Annotated in this window: 8 protein-coding genes; 6 read left to right on the forward strand and 2 right to left on the reverse strand. The window is 34.9% G+C overall.

What is annotated here, in order from left to right; translation table 11 throughout:
- Nucleotides 1–11: 11 nt before the first annotated feature.
- A complete protein-coding gene (gene glpK / locus GM921_RS04655; protein ID WP_182921439.1) occupies nucleotides 12–1,502 on the reverse strand; it encodes a glycerol kinase GlpK in 1,491 nt (496 codons plus the stop codon).
- 22 nt (nucleotides 1,503–1,524) lie between these two features.
- A complete protein-coding gene (locus tag GM921_RS04660; protein ID WP_182921440.1) occupies nucleotides 1,525–3,117 on the reverse strand; it encodes a glycerol-3-phosphate dehydrogenase/oxidase in 1,593 nt (530 codons plus the stop codon).
- A gap of 151 nt (nucleotides 3,118–3,268) precedes the next feature.
- On the opposite strand from GM921_RS04660, the gene GM921_RS04665 reads away from it, so the two are divergent.
- From GM921_RS04665 to GM921_RS04690, 6 genes are all read left to right on the forward strand, one after another.
- A complete protein-coding gene (locus GM921_RS04665; protein ID WP_202985629.1) occupies nucleotides 3,269–4,033 on the forward strand; it encodes a DeoR/GlpR family DNA-binding transcription regulator in 765 nt (254 codons plus the stop codon).
- Nucleotides 4,034–4,543: 510 nt separating this feature from the next.
- Nucleotides 4,544–7,876 carry a SusC/RagA family TonB-linked outer membrane protein gene (locus GM921_RS04670; protein ID WP_182921441.1) on the forward strand — a complete coding sequence of 1,111 codons (3,333 nt, stop codon included), beginning with the start codon at nucleotides 4,544–4,546 and terminating at the stop codon, nucleotides 7,874–7,876.
- Between the two features lie 7 nt (nucleotides 7,877–7,883).
- Nucleotides 7,884–9,455: a SusD/RagB family nutrient-binding outer membrane lipoprotein gene (locus tag GM921_RS04675; RefSeq protein WP_182921442.1), complete on the forward strand. Its 1,572-nt coding sequence runs from the start codon at nucleotides 7,884–7,886 to the stop codon at nucleotides 9,453–9,455.
- A gap of 13 nt (nucleotides 9,456–9,468) precedes the next feature.
- Nucleotides 9,469–10,998: a DUF5689 domain-containing protein gene (locus GM921_RS04680; RefSeq protein ID WP_182921443.1), complete on the forward strand. Its 1,530-nt coding sequence runs from the start codon at nucleotides 9,469–9,471 to the stop codon at nucleotides 10,996–10,998.
- A 78-nt stretch (nucleotides 10,999–11,076) separates the two neighbouring features.
- Complete coding sequence (locus GM921_RS04685) at nucleotides 11,077–12,480, forward strand: calcineurin-like phosphoesterase C-terminal domain-containing protein (RefSeq protein ID WP_182921444.1); 1,404 nt, start codon at nucleotides 11,077–11,079, stop codon at nucleotides 12,478–12,480.
- 1 nt (nucleotide 12,481) lies between these two features.
- Complete coding sequence (locus tag GM921_RS04690) at nucleotides 12,482–13,393, forward strand: glycerophosphodiester phosphodiesterase family protein (RefSeq protein WP_182921445.1); 912 nt, start codon at nucleotides 12,482–12,484, stop codon at nucleotides 13,391–13,393.
- Nucleotides 13,394–13,435 lie beyond the last annotated feature (42 nt).

Genomic DNA, 13,435 nt, shown 5'->3' on the forward strand with positions numbered 1-13,435 from the left:
GTTTGGTTAAATTAATCTTCTGCATTAACTCTTGCCGCTTTTACAGCTCTATTCCAGCCTTTAATGCGTGTTGTATTATCTATATTATCACTTGCAACAAATGTTTTATTAATTTTCCATTGAGATCTAATTTGATCTACACTGTCCCAAAAACCAGTTGCCAAACCAGCTAAATAGGCAGCACCGATAGCGGTAACTTCTGTAACTTCTGGTCTAATTACTTTGCAGTTTAACAAATCTGCCTGAAATTGCATTAACAAATTGTTTGCAGTTGCGCCACCATCTACTCTTAATTCGGCTATGCCAACTCCCGCATCGGCTTCCATGGCTTTTAAAACATCCATAGTTTGGTAGGCAATACTTTCTAGAGCAGCTCTTGCAATATGCGATTTATTTGTTCCTCGTGTTAAACCAGTTATTGTTCCACGAGCATGTTGATCCCAATGTGGAGCGCCTAATCCAGCAAATGCTGGAACGATATAAACACCTTGTGTATCTTTTACTTTAGCCGCTAAGGTTTCTACATCAGCAGATTTAGAAATCATTCCCAACTCATCTCTCAACCATTGCACAACTGCACCACCTATAAAGATACTTCCTTCTAATGCATAAAAAACCTCATTGTTAATTTTCCAAGCGATGGTTGTTAATAAATTATTTGCTGAAATTTTTGGTGTTTTACCAATGTTCATTAGCATGAAACATCCAGTACCATATGTGTTTTTAACCATTCCAGGTTCAGTACACATTTGCCCAAATAAAGCCGATTGTTGATCGCCAGCTATACCTGCAATAGGTAATTTAGCGGCTAATATATTTCCTGCAGTTTCTCCGTATACTTCACTTGATGATTTAACTTCTGGCAGCATTGATGTTGGAATACCAAATAATTCCAATAATTCTTCATCCCATTTTAACGTATGGATATTGTACATCATGGTACGTGAAGCATTACTCACATCGGTAACATGAGTTGCACCATTGGTTAATTTCCAAATCAACCACGTATCAATTGTACCAAAAGCCAATTTTCCTGCATCAGCTTTTTCTTTTGCATCAGGTACATTTTCTAATATCCATTTGGCTTTGGTAGCTGAAAAATATGAATCAATAATTAACCCAGTTTTATCTTGAATTTTTTTAGCTAAACCTTGTTTTCTAATTTCATCGCAATAAGCGGAAGTACGTCTATCTTGCCAAACAATAGCATTATAAATAGGCTGTCCAGTTTCTCTATCCCAAACTACAGTGGTTTCTCTCTGATTAGTAATTCCGATTGAATTAATATCTTTTGCAGATAAACCAGCTTTTACAATCGCTTCTGCCGCAACAGATAATTGTGTAGACCATATTTCTAACGGATCGTGTTCTACCCAGCCAGGATGAGGATAGATTTGTGTGAATTCTTTTTGCGCAATAGCGACAATTTCACCGTCGTGATTAAAAATGATAGCTCTCGAACTAGTGGTTCCTTGATCGAGAGACAAGATATAATTGCTCATATTTTATTTTGGTTAGGGTTTTTTAGCTCGCTAGAGCCTCTTTTTCTCTAGGTTTTTCTGCGTGATAAATATATCCAGAAGCTAATTTATTAAATATTTCTATTTGATTTTCTTCCCACTCTTTATTTGCTCCTAATTCTGTTGCTAAAATTGATGCTACTCTAGCACTCATTTCAATTGCAGCTGTGGCATCAATAAAAAGAACTCTTAATCTTCTACTTAAAATATCTTCCACAGTTTCGGCCATTTCATTTCTAATAGACCAAACTACTTCGGCTTCTGTGTAAGGGAAATTCGGGTGTAGTTTTTTAGTTAATTCTGGATGCTGTTTACATAAATCCTCGATGTGTTTTCTATCCGAACCATAAATGTTCAAATATTGATCGTCATTTGTCAGTACAGACCCATGAATTTTCAAATTTTTAGTTACGCATTCTTTTGGTGCAAAGCCGCTATGTTTAATCGCTAAATCAATGGTTTCTTCTGCCATTCTTCGGTAAGTAGTCCATTTACCACCAGTAATGGTAATTAATCCTTTTGCAGAAACAATTAATTTATGATCGCGGCTGATTTCTTTTGTACTATTACTATTTGCATCAGTAGGGGCGGCAAGCGGTCTTAAACCAGAAAACACGCTTAAAATATCTTTTTCTGTTGGCTTATTTTTGAAATAAGAACTTGCAGTACTTAAAATAAAATCAGTTTCTTCTTTTAAAGCTCTAGGTTCTAAACTATGTTCGTCAAGAGGTGTATCGGTTGTGCCGACTAATAAATGCTCGTGCCAAGGAACTGCAAAAAGTACACGTCCATCTGCAGTTTTTGGAATCATTAATGCTGATTCACTCTTCAGAAATTCTTTTTTTAATACAATATGAACTCCCTGACTTGGGCGCACCATTTTTTTAGCATTCGGATTATTCATTTGCAAAATCTCATCAACAAAAACACCAGTTGCATTAATCACGACTTTAGCATTTAGTTTAAATTTTGCATTTGTTAATGTATCTTCAGTTTCAACTCCAACAACAACATCGCCTTGTTTAATCAATTTTACCACTTTCATGTAATTGATTAATGTAGCGCCTTGTTCAACTGCTGTTTGCGCAATATTGATAGCTAACCTTGCATCATCAAACTTGCCATCAAAATAACTAATAGCACCTTTAAGTCCTTTTTCTTTTATACCAGGCATTAAGTTTAACGTATCTTTTTTAGATAGATACTTCGATGCTCCAAAGCTAAATTTCCCAGCAAGCCAGTCGTAAAGTGTAAGTCCAGTTAAATATTTAATAACTGAAAACCAATCGTAACATGGAATAATGAATTTTTCTTTATGCACTAAATGAGCTGCATTTTGTGCTAATAATCCTCTTTCTCTTAGTGCATGTTTTACTAGTCCGATATCGCCTTGCGCTAAATATCTCACACCACCGTGCACCAATTTAGTACTTCTACTTGAAGTTCCTTTGGCAAAATCCGATTGTTCTACCAATAATGTTTTTAAGCCTCTACTTGCTGAATCGAGCGCTGTACCCAAACCAGTAGCGCCACCACCGATGATAATTACATCCCAATTTGAGTTATCTTCTATATTATAATTTTGTAGCCTTTTCATTAAAAAGAAATAAAACGAAACAATAAGCAATTATAAGTAATACTTATGGGAATAATATATAATGTGTGTTAAAAAATTATTATTTTTATATTTCTAAAACAAATTGACTGCTTATTTTTATTATTTTGCAGAAATTGATAATCTCATAATTATGATGAATTTAGCTGAAAGGCACCAGTTTATACTAAATCGTATTCAAAAGGACCAATATATTAATGTAGTAGAATTGTGCAAAGAGTTAAAAGTCTCGTCAGTAACAATAAGGAAAGATTTAAAGCTCTTAGAAGATAAAAACCTGCTTTTTAGAACGCACGGTGGTGCTACAGTTAATAATCCATATACAGTAGATCGACCTGTAAACGAAAAAGAGAAAATACAATCGGCCGAAAAAAATAAGATTGGAATTGCAGCAGTAGAACTTTTGAAAGAAAATGATTCTATTGTAATTGCATCAGGAACAACTTTACTTTATTTTGTTAAGAATATTCCTTCTGGTTTAAATTTAACAGTGGTTACGTCGGCCTTAAATATTGCGCTAGAATTAGTAAGCGAACCAGGCATAGAAGTTATACAATTAGGTGGCTTAATGCGTAAAAGTTCATCCTCTGTTATGGGTGCGTATGCAGAGCAGATTTTACAAGATTTCTATTTTAATACCTTGTTTTTAGGGGTTGATGGTATTGATTTAGATTATGGTTTAACTACCACTAATGCAATGGAAGCGCATTTAAACCGTAAAATGATTAATGTTTCTCAAAAAACTATTGTCTTAGCAGATTCTACAAAATTTGGAAAAAGAGGTTTTGGTAAAATTTGTGGATTAGAAGATATAGATCATATTATAACCGATAAAGGAATCTCTCAACAAATCGTAAATCATTTAGAAGGATTAGGGGTTACCGTTACCATTGTCTAGATTTTTTCGCATTCTCTTTTCTCTGTATTAGATAAATAGTATTTCACTTGAAATGCGTATCCGTTATTTTCGTTTTAGGCAAATTACCTAAATCCGATTGTGAAAATTCATAAATCAAATCTGCGTCTTGATATTTTATGTAAATGAAATGTTACAATGTGTTTTTTAGCGCATTGTGAAAACGTTGTTTGGTGCAGATATTTGAGGTTTTTTGAAAAGTTAACAGGTATTTAATATCGTATTCCTTGTAATTATTTCATACTTATTTGGCGTTTATATGCTCCTTAAAAGGGAATCTCCTTTACTAAATTAAAAAATAGTACCAGTTTCAATTTGTTTTTATATTTTTATATCGAAATGTTTAATAACATTAAATTAAACAAATCGTAATAAAATATAATCAGGTATTAACCATTAGTTAATATTAGATTAATGAAGACCACTTACTTTTGCGACTTCGGTAGCAAGATTAAATTGTTTGCATAAACTAACCGGATATATCAATAAATTATGAACAAAACATTTACTCAACATGTTGCTTTGCTTTGGCATCACTTGCGTAGTGAATCTAAAGACGCAGAAAAGCATTACACGAAACAAAGTAGTTTCAATTTAATTTACAGTGGTATATTTTGCTGTAAACTTATTTTGCTTAGCACGCTTATTTTGGCAATTTCTTCTGAAAAATCTTTTGCACAGCAAACTGCAGTACAAAATATTGCTGTAAAAGGTAAAGTTGTAGACGATGGTAATGGGCAGGCAATGCCTGGAATTACTATTATGGATAATGCTAGAAAAGTTCTTGGTGTTACAAATGAAAAGGGAGATTTTTCAGTTAGTATTCCAAAAGGTGCGAGTATAAGCTTTTCTATGATTGGTTATACTACAATTGTAAGAACTTTTAATGAAGGTCAAGGCAATTTGGTTATTCGTATTAAAGAATCTTCAAGCTTGCTGAATGAAGTGGTTGTTACCACGGCCTTAGGTATCAAACGTTCGGAAAGAGCTTTGGGTTATGCTACAACTACATTAGATAGTACGGCATTCACAAATGCTGTATCTAGTAACTGGACTGATGCATTATCTGGAAAAGTTGCCGGTTTGAACTTGGTTCGTAATAGTGGCCCTTCAGGATCTAATAAGATTATTCTGCGAGGTGAAAATAACTTAACAGGAGATAATGAAGCCTTAATTGTTATTGATGGTGTTGTAGCAAGCAGTAGTTCAAAACGTACTGGTGGAACAGGTGGTGGTGCTTATGGCACTTCAGGAGATATAATGCCTGCTGATTTTGGAAGCGCATTAAATGATTTAAACTCTGAGGATATTGAAAATGTAACAGTATTAAAGGGTCCAGCAGCATCCGCACTTTATGGACAAAGAGGAGCAAATGGCGCAATTATTATCACTACTAAATCGGCTAATAAAAATATCAGAAGACTTAACATAACGTTTACTTCAAATACTGCATTTGAGGAAATAGGACGAGGGCCAGATATACAACAAGAGTATGGTGCTGGAGTAGATGGGGCAAGTTATTACTCTTTTGGAGCAAATGCAGATGGTGCAACCACTAGGAGTACAAGTTCAACTTGGGGTCCGGCATTTGCAGGTGGGAGTAACTTCTTTCAATATGATCCAGCAACTCAAACAGGTTCAACAACACGTACGCCTTGGGTAGCTTATCCTAATCCACTTAATAGTTTTTTTAAGACTGGCGTGGAGACTAGCAATTCAGTGAGTTTAGATGGTACAGTAAAAAATGTTGGCTTACGTTTTTCTGCAAGCCATAGCAATAATGAATGGATTGTACCTAATACAAATTTAGAACGTACAACAGCCTCGTTATCTGCAAATACCAATCTGACCAAAAAATTAAATCTTGTGGTAAAAGCTACTTATAATAACAGAAATAGCGACAACTTACCTGCAACTGGTTACGGAAATCAATCATTAATGTATTGGTTTATGTTTGCACACCCAAATATTGATGTAAACTGGTATAAGAATTATTGGGTAGCTGGGCAAGAAGGACGTAAGTTTGTAGATATTACATCTTCTTTTCCTGAAGGTCCGTATGCAATTTCTGAACAATATTTAAATGGACAAAGACGAAATGGTGTTTTAGGAAGTATTCAGGCTAATTACAAATTTACCAAAGAATTGAGTTTGTTGGTACGTTCTTCAATCGATTATAATCATGATATTCGTGAAACTAGTCGTCCTTATGATGCTGCAGGTCTTAAGTTTACTCAAGGATCTTTCCGTGTACAAGATATCGATGCTTATGAAATTAATGCAGATTTTTTATTAAGATATGATAAGAATATCACAAATGATTTTAAACTTTCTGCATCAGCAGGAGGTAGTGAATTAAGAAATAGATACAATAAGTCAGAGCTTCGTGCTGATGGATTAACTATTCCAGGAACATATCGTTTGGATAACAATTTAAACCCGTTAATTTCAGTACCTGATACCGCTAGATATAATATTAATAGTCTTTATGGTACTGTATCATTATCTTATAGAAGTTATCTTTATTTGGATTTAACAGGACGTCAGGATTGGAACAGTACATTAGCATCACCACTTCGTACTGATAATGTTGGTTTCTTCTATCCATCTGCAAGTTTATCATTTATCGCTTCTGATTTTTGGAAACTGCCAAAGACAATCAGCTACTTTAAATTACGCGGATCAATAGCTCAAGTGGGTAGTGGTGGAACAACTCCTTATCGCACTGCTTATAATTATATTTTGGCAGCTAACGGAATATATCCAGGTTCTGCAATGACAAACCCAACTATACTTCCTAATTCAAACTTAAAGCCGCTTAAAACAACAACTATCGAAGTTGGAGCAGAGCTGAAGTTATTTAAAAATCGGTTGAATTTTGATATTGCAGCCTATATTGGAAATACAAAAAACCAAATTTTAAGTCGTTCAGTAGATCGTTCTACAGGATACTCAATAGCTATATTTAATGCCGGACGTGTGGATAATAAAGGTTTAGAAATGTCTGTAAATGCTACTCCTATACAAACTAAATCATTTAAATGGACAGTAAATGGAACTTTTACTGCTAATAGAAACACAATTAAAGAATTAGCAGATAGTTCGGTTGTACTACGCACAGGTCCATTAGGTGGTGCTCAGATTTTAGCAAATGTTGGCGGAAGCTTGGGCGATTTATATGGTTTTGCTTTAAGGCGTTCTCCAGATGGTCAAATCATTTTTGATTCACAAACAGGTCTGGCTAGTGCTGATCAGACTCAACTTAAATATTTGGGGAATACAATGCCCAAATTCAGGTTTAGTTTCGGATCAGGTGTTACGTACAAAAAAATTAGTTTAAATGTATTGTTTGATGCTCAGTTAGGTGCTGTTGGTCATTCCTTAACTTTCTCAAGAATGGCTTCTCTTGGTAAACTAAAAATTACTCTGCCAGGAAGATATAATGGAATCATTGGGGAAGGTGTAATCCAGAATATAGATGGAACTTACAGTCCAAATACTGCAGTAGCAACTGATATAGATGCATTTTATGATAAATTGTATGGGTCGGATCAAGCCGAAGGAAGTGTTTTTAGAACCGACTTTCTTAAATTTAGAGAAGCGAATTTAAATTATGCATTCTCACCAAAATTAGTTTCTAGATTAGGCTTGAGTAAACTGTCTGTAGGTGTTTATGGCCGTAATTTGTTCACTTGGTCGCCTTGGCCTGCATTCGATCCAGAGTTTGGAACTTTGGCAGGTGGTGATATCGTACAAGGATTTGAAACTGGACAATTACCATCAACCAGAACTTATGGGGTGCGTTTAGTAGTAGGTATTAATTAATATGAAAATGAAAAAGATTAAAAATATAACCAGTTATACACTTTTATTAGTGGTTGGGATTTCGTTTTTCTCTTGCAAGAAAGATTTCAATGAAATCAATACCGATCCAATAGGAGTAAGCTCTGTTACAGCAGATAAGTTATTAGCTCCTGCATTAACAAATATTTTAAGTGCTAATTTGATACGTAACAGAAGTATTAATAATGAGTTAATGCAAGTTACGGTTGATATAAGTGATGCAGAAGGTAAAGTTTTTAGATACGATGTAAGACGTGCACTTGCTGATGCTCCCTGGAATGCTTGGTATCTTGAATTAACTAATTTAAGAGACATCAATACTATTGCTAGTCAGGCTGGATCTGTAAACAAGTCATATCAAGGGATATCTCGTGTTGCTGAAGCTTGGGCTATGCAATTATTAACAGATACCTATGGTGATGTACCTTATACAGAAGCTGGTCAGGGTAAATTAGGCAACATAGAGCCTGTTTTCGACAAACAAAAGGATATTTATTTATCACTATTCAGCAAACTGGAAGAAGCTAATACGCTTTTAGCCGCAGGCGAAGCTATTGTACCAAATAGTGATCCTGTTTATGCAGGGGATATCGCTAAATGGCGCAGGTTTGGTAATTCATTATATTTGAGATTATTACTTCGTATTTCTAGAAAAACTGATGTAAGTGCACAAGTCATTGCGAAAATAAAAGAAATGATTGATACCAATCCAGCGAAATATCCAATCATGGAAAACAATACACATACAGCAAAAATTCTTTGGAATGGAACAAATAGCAGTACAACTGTATATTCATCGCCCTATATGATCAATGTTCGCGTTGCGGATTTTAGAGCGCCATCAATTACTGATTTTTTTCTAGGTACTTTATCTTCCTGGGCAGATCCTAGAATTAATCAGACATATGGTAAAAATAATGTGAATAGATGGGGTATCGCACCTGGCCCTGCTGGATATGTAGGCATACCAAGTGGTTATCCAATTGGTGGGGCTCCTATTAAACAGTCCTATTTCTATTCGGATGCACAAGTTGTTAATGGTATTACGCTACAAACAGACCCTTATACTGGCGTAATTATGAATGTGGCAGAGGTTGATTTTATCTTAGCAGAAGCTGCTGCAAGAGGCTGGATTAATGGTACAGGTGAAACTTATTACTATAAAGGCGTAGCAGATGCCATAAACTATTGGATTCCTAGTTTGTATGCAAATGGTAATGATGCAGCAGTAAGGAAATTTGCAACTGATGGTGATTTTGATTGGAGTGATTCGTTCCCTTTGGATAATCTAACAGCAGGGTCGCTAAGTAAATTACAGCTCATCCATTCGCAAAAATATTATGCTTTGTTCCTAGTAGATTTTGAGCAATGGTTTGAGTACAGAAGAACGGCTCACCCTTTTTTACCTAAAGGATCAGGATTGGCAAATGGCGGTAAAATGCCTGCTCGATTACAGTATCCAATACTTACTCAATCTACAAATCCGACAAATTATAAAAATGCAGTAGCTGCACAGGGACCAGATGATATTAACACATTAATTTGGTGGCAAAAACCTTAATAATTATTTGATTATGAAACAGACATTTAAATATTTTCTCGTACTGGCTGTAATTGCTAGTATTTACACTAGTTGTAAGCGAGATGACGACTATTTTGCCGCCAAAATAAGCGGATTCATTTCTAATTTTGACCTTAAAAGATTATATAAAGAAACTGACCTCTCACTTAATGCACAAGCACTCGGAGGAGCAACTATGATTAGAGGTATTGTTATCTCAGATTTTAGGTCTGGTAATTCTCCAACAGGATTGTTGGTATTACAAAATAGCCGAATATCTGGCACTGCCATTGATTCGCTGAGAGGAATGTCATTCAATATTGGAGCCGGTGCCTCAGATTTTGTTCCAGGCGATTCAGTACATATTAAAATAGATGGTGGTGTGTTAAAAAGGGTGAGTGGGATTTTGCAAATTACTGGCTTGTCTAGCTCAGCTGTTACTAAAGTTGCATCTGGTCGTCAAATTAAAATGCAATCTGTTAGTACTGGTGCAATTTTAACAAATCCAGATCGGTTTGAAAGTACATTGGTTACACTTACTAATGTAGTATTCGATCCAGAGCTTGCAGTAGGAACAACCTATTCTGGAGACAAAACTGTTAACGATGGTTTTGGAGTAGCTACCTTACATACTGAAACTGGTGCTTCCTTTGCAAATACAATCGCATTACCATCTGGGAATTTTAGTGGAATTCCGTTTGTTTCTGGGACGGGAGCCGCTAAAAAAATTCAATTCTGGATGCGTACTTTAAACGATTTTTTCTACGTAGAAATGCCTAAACTTTCTCCTGCAGTTATCGCAGGCTATATGGTAGATCCAAATGGTGGTGATGGAAATTATGAATACATCCAATTTTTAGCTTCGAAGGATATCGATTTTGCAGTTAACCCGATGTCTGTTTATACAACAAATAATGCTGGCGCTACTACTTTTCCAACTTTAGGATGGAATACAGGAGCTGCAAGAACATATAAAATTAATCTTACTTCAGGTACAGTTAAAAAAGGTCAGTTTTTCTATGTTGGCGGAACTGGTAAACGTATAAATGGATCTGCATCTACAAGTACTTCTACAGCAATTTGGATAGGAAGTAAAGATTATTCAACAACTGCAGGGGCAGATGGAGTTGGTACAGCTACTTCTAATTTATTAGCTAATAGTGGTAATGTAGCTGGTATCGCTATTTTTGATGGAGTAAATATCACGCCTAGCAGTGTGCCTTTAGATGTTATCTTCTTTGGTGGTGCAGGTGGGAATTTTTACTCTGCAGGTCCACCAGAAGTAGGTTACCGAATTACAATTACTGATTATTATGGTACAGTAAATCCAGCTACTCGTTTACGTCAAGATTTTTATGGTGCAGGAACTAATACTAGGCGTTTAGGTTTCCCATCTGCCGCTACAAGTTTCTCAAAACTTGGTGGTGTTTATAATTCATTAAAAGGAGGTTGGGTTACAGGGAGAATTTTAACAACTGTACCTTTAACCAATACTTCAGTGCTTACAGATATAGAGAGCGGAGCAACTTCACTTTCGAATTAAGAATTAGTATTAAAAAGGTCAGTTCTAATGTCTGACCTTTTTTAATACTATTAAGTCAAGAAATCATCGACAAAAAATATGAATAGAAGATCATTTATACAGAAATCAAGTTTATTAGCCACTACATTATTCGTTAGTTTAAAAGCACATTCTTTTTCTTTTCTTGATGTAGATAACAAAATTTCGGGACGTATAACCAGCAAAGGTAAAGGTGTTGCTAATGTTGTAGTTTCTGATGGATTTAATGTGGTTCAAACCGATTCACAAGGAAATTATACTATCGAAATAAATCCATTAGCCAAATTTGTTTGGTTAAGTACGCCATCCGGATACGAATTTAAAACAGAAAGCTATTTAGCTAAGCATTACGAAACATTAGCTGCAACTTCAAAGTTAAATTTCGAGTTAAAATCATTAGCACAAAGTGATGACAAACATAACTTCATCATTTGGGCAGACCCTCAGGTTAAAAATAAAAAAGATGTAGAGAAAATGATGACTACATCAGTTCCTGATACTAAAAGAGTAATCAAATTATTGGGTAAAGTTCCTGTTCATGGTATTTGTGTGGGTGATATCGTATGGGATAACCACGAATTATTTGTTGAATATAATAAAGCGGTAACCGAAATGGGTATTCCATTTTTCCAAGCTTTAGGAAACCATGATATGGATTATCGCATGGGCGGAGATGAAACATCAGACAAAACTTTTCAAGAACATTACGGACCAACTTATTATTCATTTAATAGAGGAAAAGCACATTATGTAGTTTTGGATGATGTGAGATATTTAGGTGTTGAACGTACCTATGATGGTTTTATCACCCAAGCACAATTAGATTGGTTAGCAAAAGATGTAAAATTTGTAGCTAAAAACACTCTGGTTATTATTTGTGCTCATATTCCAATCCATAATGCGGTTAAAAATAATGCAGATTTATATACAGTATTAGATGGTTTTACAAATGTTCATTTCATGTCTGGACATACGCATTACAACCGAAATACCATAAAAAATAACATTTACGAGCATAACCATGGTACTGTTTGCGGCGCTTGGTGGACCGGTCCAATTTGCGAGGATGGAACACCAAATGGGTACGGCGTTTACGAAGTAAATGGAACAGAATTAAAATGGTATTATCAGGGAACTGGATTAGATAGAAAAGAACAAGTTCATATTTATGTAGATGAATTAACTGGACAAAAACGTTTAATAGCAAACGTTTGGAACTGGGATCCGATGTGGAAAGTTGAATATTTTATAGATGGTAAAGCAATGGGGAATATGGAACAACAAAAAGGTTTCGATCCGTTATCTGTAACCTTGTTTAAAGGAGATAAATTACCAATGGGAAGAACTTTTGCCGAGCCTAAAATGACCGAGCATTTATTTATGGCACATTTTGAACCATCAGTTAAAAAAGTAAAAGTAGTAGCAACAGACCGTTTTGGAGAACAATTTATAGTAGAAGCATAATATGAATAAATCAACTATTTTTTTCAGTTTTTTGAGTGTAGCTTTAATAGCTGGATGTAGTCAATCAACCCGTCAACAAAAGAGTATGCAAAATGCAGATTTTCCTTCTTTTAGTGCAGAAGCTCATCGTGGTGGTAGGGGATTAATGCCCGAAAATACTATCATCGCCATGCAAAATGCAATGACTTTTGATGCGGTTACCACGTTAGAAATGGATACGCATATTACCAAAGATGGCAAAGTTGTCGTAACACACGATGATTATTTAAGTCCAGGTTTTATGCTTACTCCAGAGGGAAAAGAAATTCCTAAAACTGATGCGAAAAAGTATCCTATCTATCAAATGAACTACGATTTAATAAAGACTTTTGATATTGGAACTAAGATTAATACAGGTTTTCCTCAACAAAAAAAGATTAAAACTCACCTCTCTTTATTGGCAGATTTAATTGATGCAGTTCAAAATGATATCAAGCTAAAAAACAAAAAACAGATGTTCTACAACATCGAAACAAAATGCGATGTTAAAGGAGATAATGTTGTTAATCCAGAACCTGCAGTTTTTGTAAAGTTGTTGATGGATGTAATTGAAAAAAAGAAAATCACACCGTATGTGGTTATCCAATCATTTGATAAAAGAACAATCCAAATCATTCATAAAGAATATCCTGGCGTAAGAACATCTTTTTTAGTTGCTAATAAAAAAACTTACGAAGAAAACATGGCTGATTTAGGATTTAAGCCATTTATTTTAAGTCCAGTTAACACAATGGTAGATGATGATTTAATGAAAAAAGCACATGCTGATGGCGTTAAAGTTGTGCCATGGACAGTAAATACACTAGAAGAAATTAATCGTTTAAAAACTTTAAAAGTGGATGGTATCATTTCAGATTACCCAAATCTTTTTTAGAAACGCTTAAATTTTCTTTTTATACCCTTATCACTAACCTAA

Source organism: Pedobacter planticolens (assembly GCF_014172375.1).
GTDB lineage: Bacteria > Bacteroidota > Bacteroidia > Sphingobacteriales > Sphingobacteriaceae > Pedobacter > Pedobacter planticolens.

What these genes read in the sequence shown, in the direction of transcription:
- glpK (WP_182921439.1), bottom strand. Translation starts at nt 1,502, where the DNA reads ATGAGCAATTATATCTTGTCTCTCGATCAAGGAACCACTAGTTCGAGA.
- GM921_RS04660 (WP_182921440.1), bottom strand. Translation starts at nt 3,117, where the DNA reads ATGAAAAGGCTACAAAATTATAATATAGAAGATAACTCAAATTGGGAT.
- GM921_RS04665 (WP_202985629.1), top strand. Translation starts at nt 3,269, where the DNA reads ATGATGAATTTAGCTGAAAGGCACCAGTTTATACTAAATCGTATTCAA.
- GM921_RS04670 (WP_182921441.1), top strand. Translation starts at nt 4,544, where the DNA reads ATGAACAAAACATTTACTCAACATGTTGCTTTGCTTTGGCATCACTTG.
- GM921_RS04675 (WP_182921442.1), top strand. Translation starts at nt 7,884, where the DNA reads ATGAAAAAGATTAAAAATATAACCAGTTATACACTTTTATTAGTGGTT.
- GM921_RS04680 (WP_182921443.1), top strand. Translation starts at nt 9,469, where the DNA reads ATGAAACAGACATTTAAATATTTTCTCGTACTGGCTGTAATTGCTAGT.
- GM921_RS04685 (WP_182921444.1), top strand. Translation starts at nt 11,077, where the DNA reads ATGAATAGAAGATCATTTATACAGAAATCAAGTTTATTAGCCACTACA.
- GM921_RS04690 (WP_182921445.1), top strand. Translation starts at nt 12,482, where the DNA reads ATGAATAAATCAACTATTTTTTTCAGTTTTTTGAGTGTAGCTTTAATA.